Here is a 20,428-nt window from a genome sequence, read left to right as displayed (position 1 = left end):
CAACGGGGCGCTCACCCGGCGAATCCGGGCGCAGGGTGGAGTCATGACACTGCTCGACATCCTGCCGTCCCTGCGGGGCGCCATGCGTCCGCGCATCGACACCACCATCTGGTCGTCGACCACACAGGTCGACGCCCTGGGACGACTCTGCGTCGGGTCGGTGGCACTCACCGACGTCGCCGACGAGTTCGGTACACCGGCCTATGTTCTGGACGAGGCCGACTTCCGCCACCGGGCCCAGCACTACCGCGCCGCTTTGCGCGGCGTCGAGGTTGTCTACGGCGCCCAGTCCCTGCTGACCAGGACCGTCGCCGGCTGGGTGAACGAGGCCGGCCTCGGCATGGCGGTGTGTTCGACAGCCGAGCTGGCCACGGCCCTCGCCGGCGGCATGGACCCGGCGCGCATCGTCGTCCACGGCAGCGGCAAGTCGGTCGACGAGCTGGCGACCGCGGCGGGCGCCGGCGTCGGTCGCATCGTGCTCGACTCGCCCATCGAAGTGGCCTACCTCGCCGGTGTCGTGCGCCGTCCGCAGGCGATGCTGCTGCAGGTGCGGCCGGGTGTCGACGTGCTGCCGACGGTCCGCCGGGCGCTGGCCACACCCCAGTTGCCGTTGGCCGGCCTGTACTGCCACCTCGGTACCCAGATCGCCGAGCCGGAGGTCTACGTCGAAGCCGTGCGGCGGCTGGTCGACACCCTGGCCGACGTGCGCACCGCCCACGGCGTGGTGCTCACCGAGCTCAACATCGGCGGCGGGCACGCCATCGCCTACCGGACCGGGGAACCCGAACTCGACGTGACCGCACTCGCCGGCTTCCTGGAAGACGCCCTCGACGCCGCCTGCGCAGCCAACCGGTTCCCCCGCCCCCGGCTCGTCGTCGAACCCGGTCGGGCCATCAGCGGGCACGCGGGGGTGACGCTGCACCGGGTTCAATCGGTGTCGGTCCGCACCGACGGCCGTGCCGTCGTCACCGTGGACGGCAGCCATCCCCAATCGGCACCGGCGGCGAATTACACTGTCGCCCTTGCCAACCGGCATCCGCTCGGACCCACGCGCGTGTCCACAGTCGTCGGCCGCGACGGCTCCGTCATCGCCGACGATCTCGACCTCCCCGACGACGTTCACTCCGGCGATCTACTCGCCACCGCGTGCACCGGCGCCTACCACCACAGCATGGCGTCGAACTTCACCATGACGACCCGCCCGCCGGTCATCGCCGTCTGCGATAGGCGCGTTCGGCCGCTGATCCGGCGGGAGACCACCGCGGACCTGCTGCTGCGCGACTGCGGTTAACCCTCGTGCAGCTCCGGGTCGGACTCGAGATGCGTCAGGCCGTTCCAGCACAGATTGACCACATGCGCGGCGACCACTTCCTTCTTGGGCTGCCGCACGTCCAGCCACCACTGCGCCGTCATCGACACCGAACCGACCAGCGCCTGCGCGTACAACGGCGCCAACTCCGGATCGAGCCCGCGCCGGGAGAAGTCACCGGCAAGGATCGACGACACCTGGTTGACGGCGTCGTTGAGCAGCGTCGCGTAGGTACCGGCGGTGATGGTCGCGGGTGAGTCGCGGATCAGGATGCGGAAGCCGTCGGTGTGCTCCTCGACGTACGTCAGCAGCGCCAGGGCCACCCGCTCGACCCGCACCCGGGACCGGTTGTTGGTGAGCGACGACGTGATGCCGTCGAGCAATGCGGACATCTCGCGATCCACCACGACGGCGTACAGACCTTCTTTACCGCCGAAATGCTCGTAGACGACGGGCTTGGAGACGTTGGCGCGCTGCGCGATCTCCTCGATGGACGTGCCGTCGTAACCGCGCTCGGCGAACAGCGACTTGGCGATCTCGATGAGCTGTTGACGGCGTTCACTGCCGGTCATGCGCGCGCGAGGGCTGCGCGCCCCGTTCTCCGCCGCTGCCATGGTCGCCAGCCTATCCGCTTGCATTAGAGTCTCTGGCGAGTAATCCGTCGTGGTGTAATCGGCAGCACCTCTGATTTTGGTTCAGATAGTTCAGGTTCGAGTCCTGGCGACGGAGCAGTGAGCGAGGCTTGCCGAGCGAGCCAACGGCTTGGGCTCGCCGATCAACCGGTGTAGGAGAGGCGTACGTGACTCGAGGCGAAGCCGCCGTCATCGTCCTGGCGGCCGGGTCGGGCACCCGGATGCGCTCCGACATTCCCAAGGTCCTGCACACGCTGGCCGGCCGCAGCATGCTGGCGCACGCCCTGCATGCCGTGGCGAAGGTCAACCCGACTCACCTGGTCGTGGTCGTCGGCAAGGAGCGTGAGCGCGTCACCGCGCATGTGCACGAGATCGCGGGCGGCCTCGGCCGGACCGTCACCGTCGCCATCCAGGAGGAGCAGCTCGGCACCGGGCACGCTGTCAGCTGCGGCCTGTCGGCGCTGCCCGAGGATTTCGCCGGCACGGTCGTCGTCACCGCGGGTGACGTGCCGCTGCTCGACGCCGACACCCTCGCAGACCTCGTCGACACCCACGCTTCCGCGACCGCCGCAGCCACAGTCCTGACCACCACCGTCGCCAACCCGACCGGGTACGGCCGCATCCTGCGCACACAGGATCACGAGGTGATCGGCATCGTCGAGCAGGCCGATGCCACCGAATCCCAGCGCGCCATCCGCGAGGTCAACTCCGGGGTCTACGCCTTCGACGCGGCGGCACTGCGTTCGGCCCTGAGCCGGCTGCGCTCGGACAACGCGCAGCAGGAGCTCTACCTCACCGACGCCATCTCGATCGTCCGCGGTGACGGCCAGATCGTCCGGGCCCACCACGTCGACGACAGCGCGCAGGTCTCCGGCGTCAACGACCGCGTGCAACTGTCCGAGGTGGCCGCCGAGTTGAACCGTCGCATCATCGCCGGTCACCAGCGCGCCGGCGTCACGATCATCGACCCGGCCACCACCTGGATCGACGTCGACGTCAGCATCGGCCGCGACAGCGTCATCAAGCAGTGCACCCAGCTTCTGGGCGCCACCGACATCGGCGCGAACTGCGTCATCGGCCCCGACACCACGCTGACCGACATGGAGGTCGGTGACGGCGCCGAGGTGATCCGTACCCACGGGCAGCTGGCCGTCATCGGCGCCGGCGCGACCGTCGGGCCGTTCACCTACCTGCGGCCCGGCACCGAGCTCGGCGCCGACGGCAAGCTGGGCGCCTTCGTCGAGGTCAAGAACTCGAAGATCGGCACCGGCACCAAAGTGCCACACCTGACCTACGTCGGGGACGCCGACATCGGCGAGTACAGCAACATCGGCGCGTCCAGCGTCTTCGTCAACTACGACGGCGAGGTCAAGAACCGCACCACCATCGGTTCGCACGTGCGCACCGGCTCCGACACGATGTTCGTCGCGCCGGTCAGCGTCGGCGACGGCGCCTACACCGGTGCCGGCACCGTCGTCCGCGAGGACGTACCGCCCGGTGCGCTGGCCGTTTCGAAGGGCGAGCAGCGCAACATCGAGGGCTGGGTGGAGCGCAAACGGCCCGACTCGAAGGCCGCCGCCGCCGCCAGGAAAGCGCGCGGCGAGAGCTGAGCTCGACGTTTGTTGTTGGCGTTCTGGTAACCCGGCAACAGTTCCGGGTTACCGGCAAGTACCATTACCGCGTATCGATCCCCCACCGCGAAAGCAGCACACAGTGGCCACGGACTGGACCGACAACCGCAAAAATCTGATGCTCTTCTCGGGGCGCGCGCACCCCGAACTGGCCGAACAGGTCGCCAAAGAGCTCGGCATCGAGGTCACCCCGCAGACGTCCCGGGACTTCGCGAACGGCGAGATCTTCGTCCGCTTCGACGAGTCGGTGCGTGGCAGTGACGCCTTCGTGCTGCAGAGCCACCCCGCGCCGCTGAACCACTGGCTGATGGAACAGCTCATCATGATCGACGCGCTCAAGCGCGGGTCGGCCAAGCGGGTCACCGCGATCCTGCCGTTCTACCCGTACGCGCGCCAGGACAAGAAGCACCGCGGCCGCGAGCCCATCTCGGCCCGCCTGGTCGCCGACCTGCTCAAGACCGCCGGTGCCGACCGCATCGTCTCGGTCGACCTGCACACCGACCAGATTCAGGGCTTCTTCGACGGCCCCGTCGACCACATGCGCGGCCAGTCGCTGCTGTGCGGCTACATCGGTGACAAGTACTCCGATTCCGACCTGGTCGTGGTCTCTCCCGACTCCGGCCGCGTGCGCGTCGCCGAGAAGTGGGCCGACTCCCTGGGCGGCGTGCCGCTGGCCTTCATCCACAAGACCCGCGATCCGCTGGTCCCCAACCAGGTCAAGGCCAACCGCGTCGTCGGTGAGGTCAAGGGCAAGACCTGCATCCTGACCGACGACATGATCGACACCGGTGGCACCATCGCCGGCGCGGTCAAGCTGCTGCGCGAGGACGGCGCCAAGGACGTCATCATCGCCGCCACGCACGGTGTGCTGTCCGACCCGGCCGCCCAGCGCCTCGCCGACTGCGGCGCCCGCGAGGTCATCGTCACCAACACACTGCCCATCACGCCGGACAAGCAGTTCGACGCCCTGACCGTGCTGTCGATCGCGCCGCTGCTGGCGTCGACCATCCGCGCGGTGTTCGAAAACGGCTCGGTCACCGGCCTTTTCGACGGATCCGCCTAAATGGCCCGGATTTTCCACAATCCGAAGTGCTCGACCTCCCGCAAGACGTTGGATCTGTTGCGGGAGAACGGCATCGAGCCCGAGGTCGTGCAGTACCTGAAGACGCCGCCGAGCCGGGCCGAGCTCGTGGCAATGATCAACGATGCCGGTATCGACGTGCGCACCGCGGTGCGTAAGCGCGAATCCCTCTATGCCGAACTGAATCTGGCCGACGCCACCGACGAGCAGCTGCTCGACGCCATGGCGCAGCACCCGATCCTGATCGAGCGGCCGTTCGTCGTCACCGACAAGGGCACCCGGCTGGCCCGCCCGATCGACGCGGTCCGCGAGATTCTGTGACCCTGCTTCGGGTGGCCGTGGCGTCGGCGTCCATCGCTCTGGCACTCACCGCGTGCGAGGCGAAAACGCCTGACTACAAGTCGATCTGGTCGACGACGCCGACCACCACCACGGCGCCGGTGGACAAGGCCAGTCTCATTCCCTTCCCGGACTACCTGAACAAGCTCGGCGTGCAGAGCAAGCAAGTCATCCCCGACCAGCTCACCGACTTCAAGGTGACGCTGCCCCGGCCGCAGGGCTGGACGGGATACAAGAACCTCAACTACTCGCCCGGCACCGTGACCATCGCCAAGAACGACACATATCCCCTGGCGATGCTGATGGTGTTCCAGCTGTCCGGCGACTTCGACGTCAAGGACGCGCTCCAGCATTCCGACGCCGATGCCCTGCTGTCCGAGAACTTCAAGAAGCTCTACAGCTCCAACCAGGATTTCCAGGGTTACCCGTCGGCGATGATCGAGGGCAGCTACGACCTGCACAACCGCCGGATGCAGTCCTACAACCGGATCATCATCGCCCAGCCGTCCCCGCCACGGCCGGGTATCCACTACCTGATCCAGCTGACCGTCACGACCTACGCCGAGCAGGCCAAAGAACAAGCCGGTGACATCGAGGCGATCATCATGGGCTTCTCCGTCGGCCCGAAGTAGCGGTCAAAAGGCCAACGCCAGCACGAAAATCGCCATAACGACGACCATCGCAAGCACGTCCGGCCATCCCGGCCGGTCAGAGCTCGCAGAGATGCGCCCGGTGCCGCCGCGGGCGGTGATCGCGTCACCCATCTCGGAGGCCCGGCGCAGCGACACGACCATCGCGGCGGTACACACGTCGACCACTTCAGCTCGGCGGGAACGCTTTTCAGGCGGAGGCGGCTGCAGTCGCCGGGCCGCGGTGAGCAACCGAAACTCTTCGGTGAGCATCGGGAACATGCGGAACGCGAGGGCGATCGTCACCGCCCAGTCATCGACAGGCAGCCGCAGGCACCGCAACGGCCGGCCCAGCCTTGCGACAGCCGGCGCGATGTCGGCGGGTTCGGTTGTCCACGACGCCACTGCGCCCATACCCAGCAGAACAAGGCCCAGCGCGGTGACTCGCAGGAAATCCAGATAACCGCCGAGACCGACTGTCACCGAACCTATTTCGAGGTAGGGCGCACCACCGTTGGCGATCGTGAACACGCTACCCACCACCACGACGACCCAAATCCACCGCGGCACCGACGGAATACACGTGTACGGGATGCGAGCCAGTACCGCCGTGATCAGAATCAGCAGCGCGGTGAGCCCAATGGCGCGCCATGACGGAGAAACCGTCAGCAGGACCGAAACTGCCAGGACGGCAACAAGTTTGGTTCCTGCCCACAGGCTATGGACGGGCGACGGCCCCGGCACCGGCCGCATCAACATCAATGGCCGCTTCATCGCTGGGCCGCCTGCTCCGCCAGAGCTCCGCGCTCGAGGTGGATGACTCGCGGACACAGAGGCGACAGGCTGTCGACGTCATGAGAAATCACGATCACGGTCTGTCCCTTGGCTCGGATGCTCAGCAGCAGGTCGATCAAGTCCGATTGGGCATCGATATCCAGCCCAGCCAATGGCTCGTCGAGGATGAGCAGTCGAGGCGAGCGGGCAAGCAGTCCAGCGAGAGCGACGCGTCGCAGCTGGCCACCGCTGAGCCGGTCGACGAGCACGTCTGCGATGCCGGGATCGAGGCTCACCGATGACAACGCCTGCTGAATGTTCTCGGTGTCGGCGCCGGCCAGGCCAGCCAACGCCGCAACAGCACCACCGGCATGCCCACGCAACAACTGCAGCCGGGCAGCCTGGAAGCACAACGCGGCTGCGCCGACCTGCTCCGCGGTAGGCCGACCGTCGAGGAGGCATTCGCCGGATGTCGGTGACAGCAAGCCGGCCATGATCCAGGCGAGGGTGGACTTGCCGGAGCCGTTACCCCCACACAGCAGTACCCCGTCGCCTTCTGACACCGACAACGAGACGTCCTGCAGCACGGGCCGCGACCACACGGTGCCCGGCGCGTAGTCGAAGGACACGTTTCGGATATCGAGAACTGTTGTCGCCGTCGCGATTTCCGGGGGTTCAGGCTTCAGAGGGGCCGGCGTGGACGTCCGGGGGCCACCGAGTTGAACGACCCGATCAGCAGAAGCCGCCTCGCCCGGATAGTGCGTGATGTGCACGAGGCCCAGCCGGTGGTGCTGAGTCAGACCGTCGAGGACCTTGATCACCGAATCCCGGCCGGCCTGATCGACCATCGTGGTGACTTCATCCGCCACGAGCAGGGCCGGCTGACGAGCCAGCGCGGAGGCGACGGCGAGACGCTGAAGTTCGCCACCCGACAGTCCGGCGGTGTCACGATGCCCCATACCGCCCAGACCCACTTCGCTCAGCAGGCCGTCGACGTCGACTTCGCGATCATGAGGTAACCCCCACACCACATCGTCGGCCATTCGGAGGCCGAGGATCTGACTCTCGGGATGCTGGAGAACCAGGGCCGTACCGCCCACCTGACCGAGACCGACCCCCGCCGGACGTTCCACTCGCCCACCGGTGGGTTGGCTTCCGGCGAGAATGCGCATCAGCGTGGATTTCCCGGAACCGTTGGGACCGGTCACCGCGACGTGATCTCCGAAATCGACGTCGAAACTCACCGGCGCCAATGCGTCCGAATCCGCACCGGGATACCGGTAGCTCACCTCGTCGAGCACCACTGGTAGCGGGCCGGCAGGAGCGGAATTGTCGATGGCAGAAAGACTTCCGTCGATCGACAGATCTGTGACCGCTTCGATGCGGCGCAACACCGGCCCCAACACTCTCCAGCCGAACGACGTGCCGAAGATGACGAGCAGCCACACCGAGATCTCAAAGAACCACGGCCAGTGCACCAACCAGCCCTGGACTGCGCGATGGAACGCGCCGGTTGCCGCGCCTAGCCCAGGTATTCCGTGCGTGAGAAGCGCGAGCCCACCGACATTCGCGCCGATGGCACCGATGACCACTTCCCGCAGATGGACCAGCGACGCGAACAGACCCACGCAAAAGCTTGCCGCGACCACGCCCCAGCCCGCGGCCACGGCGAGCATGGTGAACGCGCCGCGCCCACGCCGTTTCACCTGACCCGAAATCGCGCCCATGTAGGCACATGTGAAAGCCGACACGAGTCCGCCGAAGCCGGAGACCAGAAAGGCGATCAAGCACGCGGCAATGGCAGCCGCGAACCCAACCCGCACTCGGTGCCGATAGCTCAGCACGCCCATCGGCACAGCGCCAAGCCACGCAAACACCACCGCGCCGGGGAGAACGATCGACACCACCGCGATCGCACCCATCAGCGCGGCAGTCATCGCCGCCTGTGCGAACTCCGCCGGCTGCATTCCATTACGGCAACGGTTCACCACCCGAATTTCCCCCACTTCACGTGGACTATGTTCCAGGTCTGCCATTGACAGCAACCCACGAAACCCTCCGATAACCCCGTCAATCCCACCACATCGTTATTAACGGATTCGTTAGGGTCGGCTGCGAGCGCACGCAAGGGACTGGATCTAGGCTTGCCCCATGAGCGAATGGACTGCCGCCGACCTTCCTTCTTTCGCCGGCCGCACCGTCATCGTCACCGGCGCCAACAGTGGCCTCGGCGAGGTCACCGCCCGTGAACTGGCCCGCGTGGGCGCCAAGGTCATCCTGGCCTGCCGCAACACCGCCAAGGGCGACGCCGCAGCCGCTGGCATGACCGGCGACGTCGAGGTCCGGCAGTTGGATCTGCAGAACCTGGCTTCGGTGCGCGAGTTCGCGGCCGACGTCGACAAGGTCGACGTCCTCATCAACAACGCCGGGATCATGGCCGTGCCGTTCTCCCTGACCGTCGACGGTTTCGAGAGCCAGATCGGCACCAACCACCTGGGCCATTTCGCCCTGACCAATCTGCTGCTGCCGAAGATCACCGACCGCGTGGTCACGGTGTCGTCGGGGCTGCACGCGCTGGGCTACATCAGCCTCAAGGACTTGAACTGGAAGTCGCGGCCGTACTCGGCCTGGCTGGCGTACGGGCAGTCGAAGCTCGCGAACCTGCTGTTCACCAAGGACCTGCAGCGCCGGCTGTCGCTGGCCGGCTCCCCGGTGCGAGCCCTGGCTGCACACCCTGGCTACTCGGCCACCAACCTGCAGGGCCACACCGGCAACGAGTTCGGCGACAAGTTCTGGATCGCCGCCAACAAGATCGCCACCCCCGCCGCCTTCGGCGCCCAGCAGACGCTGTTCGCGGCGTCACAGGACCTACCCGGCAATACGTTCGTCGGCCCGAAATTCTGCTTCCGCGGGCCCACCGGTCCGACGCAGCTGATCAAGCCGGCCGCCCGCTCGGCGCGCACCGCGACGGCGCTCTGGGACCTGTCTGCCCAGCTCACCGCCACTGAATTTCCGCTGTAAGGGGCAGTTCCGCTAGTCTGACTGACGATCACGGCGAGGGTCGGTCTGGTTTCAGACGACCGTTATCGACGGGAGTTCAGCACTTTCGTGCTCAGCCCTGGCCGTGCCACCCAGTAGATACGGCATCAGGAGCGATTCACATGGCCAAGAACGCGGCCCCCACCTCGAACAATCTGACCGCTGCGGTCCGCACCCGGACCGGCAAGGGCGCCTCGCGTCTCGCCCGTCGCGAAGGCCGCGTGCCCGTCGTCCTGTACGGCCACGGCACCGACCCGCAGCACCTCGAGATCAACGCCCACGACTTCGCCGCCGTGCTGCGTAACTCGGGCACCAACGCCGTGCTGACCCTCGACATCGCCGGCAAGGAGCAGCTCGCGCTGACCAAGCAGGTCGTCGTCCACCCGATCAAGCGCAACATCGAGCACGCCGACCTCATCGTCGTGAAGCGTGGCGAGAAGGTCACCGTCGACGTGAACGTCGTCGTCGAGGGTGATGCCGCCTCCGGCACCCTGGTCACCCAGGACGCCAACACCATCCAGATCGAGGCCGAGGCGCTGTCGATCCCCGAGTCTCTGACCGTCTCGGTCGAGGGCGTCGAGGCCGGCACCCAGATCCTGGCCGGCCAGGTCGAGCTGCCCAAGGGCGTCACCCTGGTGACCGACGCCGAGACCCTGGTCATCAACGTCGTCGCCGCGCCGACCGCTGAGGACCTGGACGCCGAGGGCGCCGGCGAGGAAGAGGCCGCTTCGGGCGAGGCCGCTGCCGAGGGCGAGGCGGCCGAAGAGGCCGCTGCCGAGTCGGAGTAGTCCGCTTTGGCCGAGCCACTGCTGGTGGTCGGCCTGGGCAATCCTGGGCCGCGCTACGAAACAACGCGGCACAACGTTGGATTTCTGGTTGCCGACATCCTGGCCGAGCGCATCGGCTCAGGATTCAAGGTGCACAAGAAATCCGGAGCTGAGGTCACCACGGGCCGGCTGGGAGGCCGGTCCGTGGTGCTCGCCAAGCCGCGCACCTACATGAACGAATCCGGTAGGCACGTCGGACCTTTGGCGAAGTTCTATTCGGTCGATCCCGCCGACATCGTGGTGCTCCACGACGAGCTGGACATCGACTTCGGCCGCATCCGGCTCAAGTTCGGCGGCGGCGAGGGTGGCCACAACGGCCTGCGTTCGATCGCTTCCGCCTTGGGCACCAAGGACTTTCAACGTGTCCGCATCGGTGTGGGCCGGCCGCCGGGCCGCCAGGATCCGGCCGCGTTCGTGCTGGAGAACTTCAATTCTCGCGAGCGGCCCGAGCTGGGCACCATCCTCGAACAAGCGGCTGACGCAACGGAATTGCTGCTGCAGCACGGCGTCGAGGCAGCGCAGAACACCGTCCACGCCTGGTAGCCGAACCGTCAAAAGCCACGAAAACCCCCAAATTCCACCGAATTTGGGGGTTTCGCAACTGTTCGCGGGAAGACTTATCCGCAGATGTGTTGCCGGTCAACGGCATCGGTGTAGCAGTTGCGACGGCCCTGGGCACCCACTCGCGAACTCTGGGTGGTGTCCTGAGTTCGGATGCCCGGCGTCGCCTTGATCGCCACGCTGCCGTTGGTCTCGCACGTAGATGTGCTGCCCGCATCCTGACAGGTCGGGCGGGCACCGGCGACGGGCGCCATGATGCCGCTGACCGAGACCAGGCCCACCAGCAGAGCTGCCATCGTGCGCTTGCTTCGATGAGTCATGTCACCTTCTCACTATCGGGGAAGGCCGCCCATCTCCTGCCCGCGAAATCACCGGGCCGAAATCCATTGTGCGCCTTCCAACAATGCATGTTAGGTCGACTATATGTTTCAGCCAGGTGACCAAGCCATTAACTCATTGCGAACTCACATATAAGTGATTCATAGAAATGCGTTGACCTGGCGATCCTGGAAACACCGGTGAGGAAGGTCACCAAATAGCCGAGGAACTTTCCCAGGCAACGGAATTCGCGGAATAGCGCCGGCCCGTGACTCAGTTCACGGGCACGACCAGGCCAGCGTGGCCGATCCCGGAGCCAGCGGCGTGTTGTTGGCCGCGGCCCGGTTGAACGCGTCCTGCCGGGCCTCCTCGACCGTCCGCCCGGCGCCACCGGCGACCACACCGGATTCGGGGGCGTTCACGTTGACGATGCACAACCGGTCGTTGGTCACCTCGTCGCTGGTGCACTGGACCGCGCCGGCACGCTTGCACGCCGCGATCACCGCCGCCGAGGCAGCGGGGACATCCGGTCCGGTCGCGGAGAAGCCGACGATGACACCGCCCCGCACCCCGGAGCCCACCGCCGCGGCGATGTCATTCGTGCCCTCGACCAAGCCCGCTGGGGCTTCAGCACAGGCAGGTACCGCGGCGAGGACGCTCGCGCCGAGCACTGCCACCACTGCCGAAACCACACGCCCCATGAATATGCCGGTCCTCTCGTCAATAACTGGCGAGATTACCCGGGGCTCACAGCTTTCGCTCAGCAAGCGATCAATCCCACACCCGGGAACCAAACGCGAAAACCCCGATTTCGGTGCAGCCACACCGCGCTGTAGCGAGCTCCAGGCAGTCACGCCGAGCGCACGACAATGTTGTGCGCCATGACTCCGCCGAGTTCTGCCCGCGAGCGAATGCCCAGCTTGTGATAGACGCGAGAAAGGTGAACCTCCACTGTCTTCGGGCTGATGAACAGTGCGGCGGCCACCAATCGATTGGTCAACCCCGTCGCGGACAGTTCGGCGACCCGCCGTTCGCCCGCGGGGTGAGGAGCGCCAGCGCTCCGTAGCTCACGGCGTAATCTGCCACGGCTGTGTCCTTTCCATCGATTCCGTCTCCACAAGTGTTTGCCGCGAGCGACCGGATCACCTGAGTGCCGGCCTACTCAAATTCGCCTCCCGCAACGCCAGAAGCACCTACTACGGGTCGGTGCCGCGGGATTCACGGCCGAGATTCGCGGTCCACGAGAGGACGCCCCAAGTGCTGTTGTGCCGCACGGAGTTTGGCCTCGGCGATGCGGTAGATGCCGTCCAGAGCCTTTTCCTCGACGTTGACGTATTCGCATATCAGCTCATCGGCCACGCCGGCATTGCGAAGTCTCAACGCCAGTGAGTAGGGCAACGGTAGTTCACGCAACGCGCGTTCCTCTGCGCTGACTTCATCGGCCATCTGATCAGCCTGCGTCAGCGGTGATTTCGGCGAGTGAGTGGATCAACACTCAATGTTGTCGCCGACGCGTCGCGCCGGCCGGCTAGCTTGTCGTCCCGCGATATCCGCACGGCGTGGACGCGGAACCCGCGAGCAGGGCGGCGAGTTCATCACGGTTGGTGGTGCCGGTTTTGCTCCTCGCGTTGTGGACGTGGTTCTCAACGGTGCGATAGGACAGCGTGAGCCGTTCTGCCACTGCGCGATTGGACAGGCCCTGCCCGATCAGGGATACGATCTCACGCTCCCGCGGTGTCAACGGGAGCGTCTCGCTTGCCTGCCGAAGCGCCGGGGTACGAGCTCCACACTGTTGGGCCAGCGCGTCAGCTCGTGTCGAACACCCCAGGGCGGACCCACGCAGGTTCTGCCGCCGATACGCCAATGCCGCGTGGGCGGCCGCGTCAACGGCAGCAACGAGGTCACCCATCCGCTCGAAGTCCTCGGACACCGCAGCGAGTTCAGCCCCGTCACCCGCGGACAGGGCACTGGCGAACCGGGCCGCTATCGCCGCGCGGGGCCCCTCGACGGATCGCCGCAAGCTCGCGCAGCCGCGCGACGCTGGATCGGTCACCGAATTGGGTGGCGGTCTGCAGGCACTTCACTTCCACGGCGAATCGTCGCTTGGCTCTTGCCGATTCGGCTGCCGACAACGCTCGCGAGATGGCCTCACTCACGGCGCCCTGCGCGGCTGAAGTCCATGCTCTCGCGATGTCTTCTTCATGATCCGCCCACCGCAACTTCGGATCGCTGTTGCTAGGGAGGGCGCCGAGTACGGCGGCCGCCTCAGCTGCGGCACCACGCATGGCCAGCGCGGTCCCGACTCCCAGTTGGGTCAGGTACCGCGGGTAGATCTCACGGGGAAGCGGGAACAGCTCAACCAGGTTTTCCAATGCCGAACAGGCCTCTTCGAGGCGACCGGCGGCGAGGTCGGCCCGACCCGCCGCCAGCCCGGCAAGCGGCGGAACGACACCCGGCAAGTCGGCCGCCTGTTCCCGCACCCGCTCCGCTACTTTTCGTGCGTCGGCGAGGTATCCGGACAGCACAAGCGCGCTCACATGCGCTATCGCGATGAAACCCACTACGTGCGGCGTCTCCAACGTGCGCGTCACGAACTGGTATCCGGCGCTTGCCGCTTCGACTGCTTCGGCGGTGCGACCGATGTCGCCCGATGATTGAGTGATCGACCAGGCGACATCCAGACCGTTGCTTCCCGGCAAGTCCTCCAGGACAAGGTCTTTGGATGCCTTCCGTGACGCGTCCGGATTACCCAGGAAGGCCCAGTACCTGGCGAGGAAGGCGTTGAGGCAGCTGCGGCCGGCAACCGGTGTCTGGTCCCACGCGTCGTCGACGAGGGTCTTGGCCCGCGTCGCGTCCGCCAGTGCCAGCAGCATGTTGCTGGCACGAAGGCAGATCAGCCTGGCACGGTCGGTATCGGTGAATCCGTCGGTGGGACTGGCAGCCAACACCGCTTCGGCCTCTTCGCCGCGGCCTAGCCACATGAGTGTTTGTCCGAGAATGAAGTTCGCCTCGGCTCCGGCTCCAGCTCGAACTGCTGCGGTGGCCAGTCGGTTCGCCAACGACAGATCCGCCAGCGACCTGGCACCCAGCGCCGCCCGCAGGAACAGGTCCGGATCAGGTTGCAGGTCGGACTCCAGGCTCAACTCCGCACGCCGCACCATGGTTCGCATGTCGTCGGGATCACCACCCACGGCGAGCTCCGCCGCCACGCGTCCACGCAACCGACGCAGCCTCGACGATGGCGCACGCTTGCGACGTACCTCGCCGTACAGCGGGTGCGCCAACCGCACCTGCACCCCGCCATCGAGCTGATCGAGGGTTACCAGGCCACGCATCTCGGCGTCCTCGACTGCCGCCGGGTCGGTGATCCGGCTCAAAGTCGCCAGGTCAAGGGGTTCGCCGACTGCGAGGGCATCGATCACCTCACCGATCGCACCCGGCAACGCCCCCATGCGCGATTCGATCGTCTGCACCAAGCCAGACGACACGACCGGCTCGCCGGTCCAGCGCCAATATCCTTGCTGGGCCGCCAGTCGCCCGTCCGCGACCTCCTGCTCGACGATGTTGCGCAGGTAGAGGACGTTGCCGCGGGTCAGCGTCCACAGCCGGCGGGCGACATCGGGATCCAGCGGCCCGCCCAGCGCTGCCGACACCAGCGTGACGGTTTCGTCGCGTGACAACGGTTGCAGGTCGAGGCGGTCGAATTGGCCGGCTTTCCATATCTCCTCGACCGCTGCGGGCACTGGTTCGCCGTCGCGCACCGTGCACACCACTTTCGCAGCGCGCCGTTGCACGATCTGATGCAGGACAAATGCCGACAGGTCATCGAGGAGGTGAACATCGTCCACACCGATGACCACCGGCGTGGAATCAGAGGTCAGTGCCGCGATCACGCCGCGCACCAGGTTCAAGGTGTCGGCCGCGGCCGCAGGCGCCCAGCACGCGAAGGCACCCAAGGGAAGCGACCGAGCCGACGATGAGGCGACCGCCCACCGGATTTCGCATCCCCGCGACGCCGCGGCATCGAGTGCATCGCGGGCGATCCGACTCTTGCCGACGCCGGCGGCCCCGCACACCACCATCCCGCAGAGCTCCGGAGCCGCGAGTGCGGCTTCGATGCTCTGCAGTTCCTCGACACGGCCGCGCAGCGGCCAGCTCAGGCGCACGACGTCAGCGTAGAAGTGCCCGACGGTGAGTGCCAGGGATGAGCAACCGCGGCGTCAACGCACTAGCCGGTGACGAGTTCCACCGAGTTGGCGCGACGGAGCTTGCCGGACGGGGTCTTCGGGATGGTGCCCGGCCCCAGCACGACGACGTTGCGCGGCCGCACGTCGACCTCGGTCACCACCTCGTGCGCCACCTGATGCTCGATCCGGCGTACTTCGGCCGGGTCCTGCCAGGCGTTGGATTCGACTGCGACAGCGAAGGTTTCACGCGAGTGGCCGGCGTCCAGGCGCACCGCGACGGCGCAGCCCGGGCGGACGCCCTGGACGCGGCCCGCGGCCCGCTCGATGTCGGTCGGGTAGATGTTGCGGCCCGCCATGATGATGACGTCCTTCACGCGGCCACACACGACGACGTTCTGCTCCTCGGTGATGTACCCGAGGTCACCGGTGTCGTACCAACCATTCTCGTCCTGCGTCGGCAGGAAGCCGGCCATGGTGATGTAGCCGGGGGTCACCGATTCACCGCGCAGCTGGATGACGCCGACACCACGTTCGGGCAGGACGTTGCCGTCCTCGTCGACGACGCGGGCCTCGAGGTCGCGCAGCAGCGGGCCGAGCGACGCGAGACGACGGGTGTTGCCCTTCGCCGCGGGCACGGCGCGACGCAACGCGGCGAGCAGGTCGGCGTCGACCTCGTCGACGACCAGGCCTGCGTTGCAGGGCGAGAACGACACGGCGAGGCAGGTCTCGGCCATGCCGTAGGCCGGCAGGATGGACGACGCCTTCAGGCCGAACGGCTTGCCGGCATCGATGAGGTCTTCGACGTCGGCGGGGTCGACGGGCTCAGCGCCGGAGAGCGCGAACCGCAGGGTGGAGAGGTCGTACTCGCCCGGCTTGGCCTGGCGCCGCAGCCGCTTGGCGAACAACGCGTACGCGAAGTTCGGGGCCGCCGTCATGGTGCCCTTGTACTTGTCGATGAGCTTGGCCCACAGCAGGGTGTCGCGCAGGAAGTCCATCGGGGTGACCTTGACCAGCTCGGCACCGAAGTACATCGGGATGGTGAGGAAGCCGACCATGCCCATGTCGTGGAAGCACGGCAGCCAGCTGACCATGACGTCCTTGTCGACGTCGTACTCGGCGCCGATGAACATGGCCTCGGCGTTCGAGTAGATGTTGCGGTGCGTGATCTGGACGGCCTTGGGCGATCCGGTGGAACCGGACGTCAGCTGCATCAGCGCGAGGTCGTCTTCACCGGTCTCGAGCGGATCGATCGGCTCGGCCTCCAGCAGGTCACCGACCTTGAGGACCTGCAGGCCCTTCTCCTCCAGCACGGGGATGGCGACCAGGAACGGCTCGGAGACGATGACGGCCTTGGCCTCGATCATGCTGATGACGTTCATGGTGTCTTCGGCCCAGACCGCCAGGTCGGTGCGCGGGGTCGGCTGGTGCAGCATGGTCAGGCTGCCGCCGCGCATCCAGATGCCCTGCACCGTCGGGGCGATCTCCACGGGGAACCCGGCCAGCACACCGATCTTGTCGCCGGGGCCGATGCCCGCGGCTGCCAGCCCGCCGGCGATGCGCCGGGCGCGCTCGTGAACCTCACCCCACGTGTGACGCACCGGCTCGTGCGGTTCACCGGTGACCATGCCCCGCTGCGATGTACGAGCGTTGTAGTACATCTTGTCGGTAAATCGGCTCACGACAACCTCCTGAGGTCAGGCGCCACTGCCCGTCGTTCCATAGTCCGTCCGGTGCCAGGCGCACTCGTAGAGGCGCGCACGCACAATTCGGCCGCGGTTATATCTCGAAACGATGGCTCTGAATGCGCGGGCAACGCTGCCCTGGCACACCACGATCTCTCACCGACACCGCCGGTGAGAGAAACCATTGCGTTCCACGCCTGGCCGCTGGCATACACCATCGATCATCTTAAGAGACTCTTAAGTAACTAACAAACTGTTGGCCGAATTGAGGGCTGAGTCACACCCTGATCAGGCCTGCCTGCTGGGCGCCGGCACCACCCGAGCGCCGTGCACCGGCCCGCTGGCCACGCGTACCGTCCGGCACACGCCGGCGCCGGAAAGCTGGGTGCCGACCTCGACCGCGTCGTCGGCGGAGGCGCACAGGAATGCGCACGTCGGTCCGGAACCGGACACGATGCCCGCCAGGGCCCCGGCTTCGACGCCGGCTCGCAGAGTGCGGCGCAGACCGGTGTCCAGGCTGACCGCCGCGGCCTGCAGGTCGTTGCCCAACAGCGGTGCGAGTTCTCGCGGGTCGCCGGACGCCAGCGCCGCCAGCAGCGGCTCGGGTTCGTCCAACGCCGGCGGCCCACCGAGTGTGGCGGCGGCTCTCAGACTGTCGAGCTCGGCGAAGACTTTCGGTGTGGACAGCCCGCCGTCGGCGAAGGCCAGCACCCAATGGAAAGTGCTACGCGCCAGCACGGTCGCCAGTTGCTCTCCGCGGCCGGTACCGAGCGCGGTGCCGCCGTGCAGCGCGAACGGCACGTCGCTGCCCAGGCGGGCGGCCAGCGCATGCAGGTCCCGGCGCGGGACGCCCAGCTCCCACAGGTTGTTGATCGCAACCAGAACGGCCGCCGCATCGGCACTGCCACCGGCCATACCGCCGGCGACGGGGATGGACTTGTCGATCGAGATGGCAACGTCGGGCGCGCGGCCGACGTGCTCGGCCATCAGTTCGGCGGCCCGCCAGGCGAGATTACGGTGATCGGTCGGCAGTCCTTCGGCGCCGTCGCCCAGCATCTCCACCGACAGCAGATCGGCGTTGCGGACCGTCACCTCGTCGAACAGGGAGACGGCGTGGAAGACCGTCGTCAGCTCGTGATAGCCGTCATCGCGGCAGTCACCGACGCCGAGGTAGAGGTTGACCTTGCCCGGCACACGGACGGTCACCGAGCCAGTGGGCACCCACTCAGAAGCAGTGTTTCCATCCGACGCAGACACGCCACGACAGTAACGCCCGACACGAGGGCCTCGGGCACCAAGTGCCGAGAAACCCAGTGCGACAGGCCTAGTGGTTGGCGTCGACCTGCTGGTCCGACTCGGGAGCGACAGTCTCCTGCTCGCGGTCCAGCTCCCCCGAACGCTGCAGCAGCCGGACGAAGTCGGCGATGGCCAGAGTCTCGCCCCGACGTGCCGGGTCGATGCTGGCGGCCAGCAGACGCTCGGCCGAGGCATTGCCCGAACCCGCCCACTCGGCGAAGGCATTGCGCGAGGTCTTGCGCCGCTGCGCGAAGGCGATGTCGATCAGGTCGAACACCTTCGAGCGGAAGTTGTCGTCGGTCGGCCACGGCGACGTCTCGTACCGGTCGATCCGGACCAGGCCCGAGTAGACGCGCGGGATCGGCCAGAACACCGTCGGCGAGACCATGCCGTAGCGGCGGACGTTGCCGAAGAAGCGCACCTTGGCGCTGGGGACTCCGTAGTCCTTGGTGCCCGGGTCGGCGGCGAGCCGCTCGGCGACCTCGGCCTGGACCATCACCATGACGGTGCGGATGGTCGGGAATTCCGAGAGCAGGTGCAGGATGGCCGGCACCGCGACGTTGTACGGCAGGTTGGCGACCAGCGCGGTCGGCTGCTCGTCCAGGTCGGACGGCATCAGGTCGAGCACATCGCGGTTCACAACGGTCAGCCGGCCGATCTCGCTGTGAGAGTGCTCGGCGACGGTGGTCGGCAGCTGGCGGGCCAGCACCGGGTCGATCTCGACGGCAGTGACCTTCGCGCCCCTGTCCAGCAGCGCCAGCGTCAGCGAGCCCAGACCCGGGCCCACCTCCAGGACGTGGGACTGCCGGTTGACACCGGAGGCCGACACGATGCGACGCACCGTGTTGGCGTCGTGCACGAAGTTCTGACCGAACGCTTTACGCGGTCGGAAATCAAGCTCTTTCGCCAGATGCCGGATTTCGGTTCGACCGAGTAGGCGGATCGTCATCGTGCCCCAATTCTGCCGCTACACACAGGCCAGGCACCCCAACCTTGGCGGGCTCGCGTCACTTCAGCAATCGCGATCTGCTCTTCACGTGTCGCAAGATCAGCTCTCGCAGCATAACGCAGACCGCCCTGTCGTTCCCAGGTGTTCTGGTCAAATTGGACTCCACCGTAAAATCCGTTGCCGGTATTGATGGCCCAGTTCCCGGTGGACTCACAACGCGCGAGGGCATCCCAGGCGGCCCCCTGGGTCACCGGCGGCACCTCGGTGCCGGGCTTCGCGCCGACGCGCAGGACGCCGTCCCGCGCCGGCGTCAGCACCTGGTTGGAGACGGGCAGGCGGCCGGTTTCGACACCGTTGACCGTGGACACAGCGAACGTGACGTTCTGGGTGCCGGGCTGACCCGGATCGTCGACGACCTTGCGGCTCATGTTGAGCGCCGGGTCCGGCACGGTGTTCATCGTCGGCGCCAAAGGCGCTTCCATGGTCACCTGCTGCAGCCGGATGCGGGTCACGTCGATCTGCATGCCCTCGGTCACCGGGGTGGCCGCGGCGGGGACGACGGTGTCGCGCTGTTCCAGCGGCACGCCGGCCGTGGCGAGCAGCCCGGCCACATTGGCCGCGGCCAGGTGCACCTGGCGCGGCACACCACCGTCGACGATGGTCACGTTGCGGGCGCTGACCACGGGCAGCGACATGCCGCCCAGCGGCACGCGGGTGGCGCGGTCGGCGGCGACGGGCGCGGTATCGGTCATGGACAGCTGCTTGAGGGCGTCCTGCACGGTGGCGGCGGTGGTCCACACCTGGCGGGTGTTCTGGCCGTCCAGCGAGATCTCGAGCGGGCGGCTGCGGCGCAGCACGATGTTGTCGGACTCGTGCACGTCCTGGTCGGCCGCGGGGAAGAGGTCGTCGCGCTCGCCGACGGAGAAGCCGTTCTCCGTCAGGACGTCGCCGATGTGGGTCTTCATGGTCTGCACCGTCATCGGTGCGCCGTCGATGGTGAGGGTGACGGTCTTGTGGTTCGCGACGGCGAACCCTCCGGCGACGGTCAGCGTGGCGAGGAAAGCTCCTGTGACGCCGCGCAGCATCGGCGAGCGCGCATCATGCAACTTGTTCAGAACGTTCAAGGCGTCAATCCCGTGTCTTTCGGGCCCGAGGTGGCCCCGAGCAGCGGCCG

Annotated in this window: 20 protein-coding genes, 1 tRNA gene and 1 pseudogene; 9 read left to right on the top strand and 13 right to left on the bottom strand. The window is 66.9% G+C overall.

The annotated features are described in order from the left end of the window. Nucleotides 1-43: 43 nt before the first annotated feature. Nucleotides 44-1,291, top strand: a complete 1,248-nt coding sequence (locus EB75_RS05110; RefSeq protein ID WP_073694391.1) for a diaminopimelate decarboxylase family protein — start codon at nucleotides 44-46, stop codon at nucleotides 1,289-1,291. Here EB75_RS05110 and EB75_RS05105 read toward each other — a convergent pair. Next, entirely contained in the window at nucleotides 1,288-1,881 is a 594-nt protein-coding gene (locus EB75_RS05105; protein WP_073694390.1) for a TetR/AcrR family transcriptional regulator, read from the bottom strand. The genes EB75_RS05110 and EB75_RS05105 overlap by 4 nt on opposite strands. A gap of 85 nt (nucleotides 1,882-1,966) precedes the next feature. Between EB75_RS05105 and EB75_RS05100 the strand changes: the two genes are divergently transcribed. The 5 genes from EB75_RS05100 to EB75_RS05080 all read left to right on the top strand — a co-directional run bounded on the left by EB75_RS05100 (nucleotide 1,967) and on the right by EB75_RS05080 (nucleotide 5,624). Continuing rightward, nucleotides 1,967-2,038, top strand: a tRNA-Gln gene (locus tag EB75_RS05100). A gap of 70 nt (nucleotides 2,039-2,108) precedes the next feature. Beyond that, the gene (gene glmU / locus EB75_RS05095) at nucleotides 2,109-3,551 is read left to right on the top strand and encodes a bifunctional UDP-N-acetylglucosamine diphosphorylase/glucosamine-1-phosphate N-acetyltransferase GlmU (protein WP_073694389.1); all 1,443 of its coding nucleotides are present in this window, start codon (nucleotides 2,109-2,111) and stop codon (nucleotides 3,549-3,551) included. Between the two features lie 103 nt (nucleotides 3,552-3,654). Next, nucleotides 3,655-4,635: a ribose-phosphate diphosphokinase gene (locus EB75_RS05090; protein WP_073694388.1), complete on the top strand. Its 981-nt coding sequence runs from the start codon at nucleotides 3,655-3,657 to the stop codon at nucleotides 4,633-4,635. Beyond that, on the top strand, nucleotides 4,636-4,974 hold the full coding sequence (arsC, locus tag EB75_RS05085) for an arsenate reductase (glutaredoxin) (protein ID WP_073694387.1): 339 nt from the start codon (nucleotides 4,636-4,638) through the stop codon (nucleotides 4,972-4,974). Then, a complete protein-coding gene (locus tag EB75_RS05080) occupies nucleotides 4,971-5,624 on the top strand; it encodes an LpqN/LpqT family lipoprotein (RefSeq protein WP_073694386.1) in 654 nt (217 codons plus the stop codon). Before arsC ends, EB75_RS05080 begins: the two co-directional genes overlap by 4 nt. A 3-nt stretch (nucleotides 5,625-5,627) precedes the next feature. Here the strand turns inward: EB75_RS05080 and EB75_RS05075 are convergent, their stop codons facing one another. Together EB75_RS05075 and EB75_RS05070 are read right to left on the bottom strand one after the other, a co-directional pair. Then, complete coding sequence (locus tag EB75_RS05075; RefSeq protein WP_073694429.1) at nucleotides 5,628-6,380, bottom strand: energy-coupling factor transporter transmembrane component T family protein; 753 nt, start codon at nucleotides 6,378-6,380, stop codon at nucleotides 5,628-5,630. An 11-nt stretch (nucleotides 6,381-6,391) separates the two neighbouring features. Continuing rightward, nucleotides 6,392-8,362 carry an ABC transporter ATP-binding protein gene (locus EB75_RS05070; RefSeq protein ID WP_073694385.1) on the bottom strand — a complete coding sequence of 657 codons (1,971 nt, stop codon included), beginning with the start codon at nucleotides 8,360-8,362 and terminating at the stop codon, nucleotides 6,392-6,394. 184 nt (nucleotides 8,363-8,546) lie between these two features. Here EB75_RS05070 and EB75_RS05065 point away from each other — a divergent pair, with 184 nt between their 5' ends. From EB75_RS05065 to pth, 3 genes are all read left to right on the top strand, one after another. Next, nucleotides 8,547-9,416: an oxidoreductase gene (locus EB75_RS05065; protein WP_073694384.1), complete on the top strand. Its 870-nt coding sequence runs from the start codon at nucleotides 8,547-8,549 to the stop codon at nucleotides 9,414-9,416. A gap of 140 nt (nucleotides 9,417-9,556) precedes the next feature. Then, complete coding sequence (locus EB75_RS05060; protein WP_073694383.1) at nucleotides 9,557-10,222, top strand: 50S ribosomal protein L25/general stress protein Ctc; 666 nt, start codon at nucleotides 9,557-9,559, stop codon at nucleotides 10,220-10,222. 6 nt (nucleotides 10,223-10,228) lie between these two features. Beyond that, a complete protein-coding gene (pth, locus tag EB75_RS05055) occupies nucleotides 10,229-10,804 on the top strand; it encodes an aminoacyl-tRNA hydrolase (protein WP_073694382.1) in 576 nt (191 codons plus the stop codon). Between the two features lie 74 nt (nucleotides 10,805-10,878). Here pth and EB75_RS05050 read toward each other — a convergent pair whose 3' ends face one another. The 10 genes and pseudogenes from EB75_RS05050 to EB75_RS05010 all read right to left on the bottom strand — a co-directional run bounded on the left by EB75_RS05050 (nucleotide 10,879) and on the right by EB75_RS05010 (nucleotide 20,378). Further along, entirely contained in the window at nucleotides 10,879-11,142 is a 264-nt protein-coding gene (locus tag EB75_RS05050; protein ID WP_142239426.1) for a hypothetical protein, read from the bottom strand. Between the two features lie 276 nt (nucleotides 11,143-11,418). Continuing rightward, nucleotides 11,419-11,841: a hypothetical protein gene (locus tag EB75_RS05045; protein ID WP_073694380.1), complete on the bottom strand. Its 423-nt coding sequence runs from the start codon at nucleotides 11,839-11,841 to the stop codon at nucleotides 11,419-11,421. Nucleotides 11,842-11,990: 149 nt separating this feature from the next. Next, nucleotides 11,991-12,221: pseudogene (locus EB75_RS05040) on the bottom strand (helix-turn-helix domain-containing protein); the annotation flags it as partial. Nucleotides 12,222-12,358: 137 nt separating this feature from the next. After that, entirely contained in the window at nucleotides 12,359-12,586 is a 228-nt protein-coding gene (locus tag EB75_RS05035; protein ID WP_073694379.1) for a hypothetical protein, read from the bottom strand. 82 nt (nucleotides 12,587-12,668) lie between these two features. Continuing rightward, on the bottom strand, nucleotides 12,669-13,070 hold the full coding sequence (locus EB75_RS30150) for a response regulator transcription factor (protein ID WP_353651644.1): 402 nt from the start codon (nucleotides 13,068-13,070) through the stop codon (nucleotides 12,669-12,671). 19 nt (nucleotides 13,071-13,089) lie between these two features. After that, complete coding sequence (locus tag EB75_RS05030) at nucleotides 13,090-15,306, bottom strand: ATP-binding protein (RefSeq protein ID WP_353651643.1); 2,217 nt, start codon at nucleotides 15,304-15,306, stop codon at nucleotides 13,090-13,092. A gap of 62 nt (nucleotides 15,307-15,368) precedes the next feature. After that, nucleotides 15,369-17,006 (bottom strand): fatty acyl-AMP ligase, encoded by a 1,638-nt coding sequence (locus EB75_RS05025; protein ID WP_073694378.1) that lies wholly within the window; start codon nucleotides 17,004-17,006, stop codon nucleotides 15,369-15,371. A 291-nt stretch (nucleotides 17,007-17,297) separates the two neighbouring features. After that, entirely contained in the window at nucleotides 17,298-18,266 is a 969-nt protein-coding gene (locus EB75_RS05020) for a 4-(cytidine 5'-diphospho)-2-C-methyl-D-erythritol kinase (protein WP_073694377.1), read from the bottom strand. A gap of 67 nt (nucleotides 18,267-18,333) precedes the next feature. After that, nucleotides 18,334-19,254: a 16S rRNA (adenine(1518)-N(6)/adenine(1519)-N(6))-dimethyltransferase RsmA gene (gene rsmA / locus EB75_RS05015; protein ID WP_073694376.1), complete on the bottom strand. Its 921-nt coding sequence runs from the start codon at nucleotides 19,252-19,254 to the stop codon at nucleotides 18,334-18,336. Further along, the gene (locus EB75_RS05010) at nucleotides 19,251-20,378 is read right to left on the bottom strand and encodes a resuscitation-promoting factor (protein ID WP_073694375.1); all 1,128 of its coding nucleotides are present in this window, start codon (nucleotides 20,376-20,378) and stop codon (nucleotides 19,251-19,253) included. Before EB75_RS05010 ends, rsmA begins: the two co-directional genes overlap by 4 nt. Nucleotides 20,379-20,428: the final 50 nt, after the last annotated feature.

The organism is Mycobacterium sp. ST-F2, from assembly GCF_001905655.1.
Classification (GTDB): domain Bacteria; phylum Actinomycetota; class Actinomycetes; order Mycobacteriales; family Mycobacteriaceae; genus Mycobacterium.
The sequence above is the reverse complement of the archived record's forward strand: the minus strand, read 5'-3'. Positions and strand labels throughout refer to the sequence as shown.

Excerpts from the sequence above, each read along its gene's own strand:
- EB75_RS05050 (WP_142239426.1), bottom strand. The coding sequence starts at position 11,142 with ATGACTCATCGAAGCAAGCGCACGATGGCAGCTCTGCTGGTGGGCCTG.
- EB75_RS05105 (WP_073694390.1), bottom strand. The coding sequence starts at position 1,881 with ATGACCGGCAGTGAACGCCGTCAACAGCTCATCGAGATCGCCAAGTCG.
- EB75_RS05060 (WP_073694383.1), top strand. The coding sequence starts at position 9,557 with ATGGCCAAGAACGCGGCCCCCACCTCGAACAATCTGACCGCTGCGGTC.
- EB75_RS05065 (WP_073694384.1), top strand. The coding sequence starts at position 8,547 with ATGAGCGAATGGACTGCCGCCGACCTTCCTTCTTTCGCCGGCCGCACC.
- EB75_RS05035 (WP_073694379.1), bottom strand. The coding sequence starts at position 12,586 with ATGGCCGATGAAGTCAGCGCAGAGGAACGCGCGTTGCGTGAACTACCG.
- EB75_RS05070 (WP_073694385.1), bottom strand. The coding sequence starts at position 8,362 with ATGCAGCCGGCGGAGTTCGCACAGGCGGCGATGACTGCCGCGCTGATG.
- EB75_RS05045 (WP_073694380.1), bottom strand. The coding sequence starts at position 11,841 with ATGGGGCGTGTGGTTTCGGCAGTGGTGGCAGTGCTCGGCGCGAGCGTC.
- rsmA (WP_073694376.1), bottom strand. The coding sequence starts at position 19,254 with ATGACGATCCGCCTACTCGGTCGAACCGAAATCCGGCATCTGGCGAAA.
- EB75_RS05075 (WP_073694429.1), bottom strand. The coding sequence starts at position 6,380 with ATGTTGATGCGGCCGGTGCCGGGGCCGTCGCCCGTCCATAGCCTGTGG.
- EB75_RS05110 (WP_073694391.1), top strand. The coding sequence starts at position 44 with ATGACACTGCTCGACATCCTGCCGTCCCTGCGGGGCGCCATGCGTCCG.
- arsC (WP_073694387.1), top strand. The coding sequence starts at position 4,636 with ATGGCCCGGATTTTCCACAATCCGAAGTGCTCGACCTCCCGCAAGACG.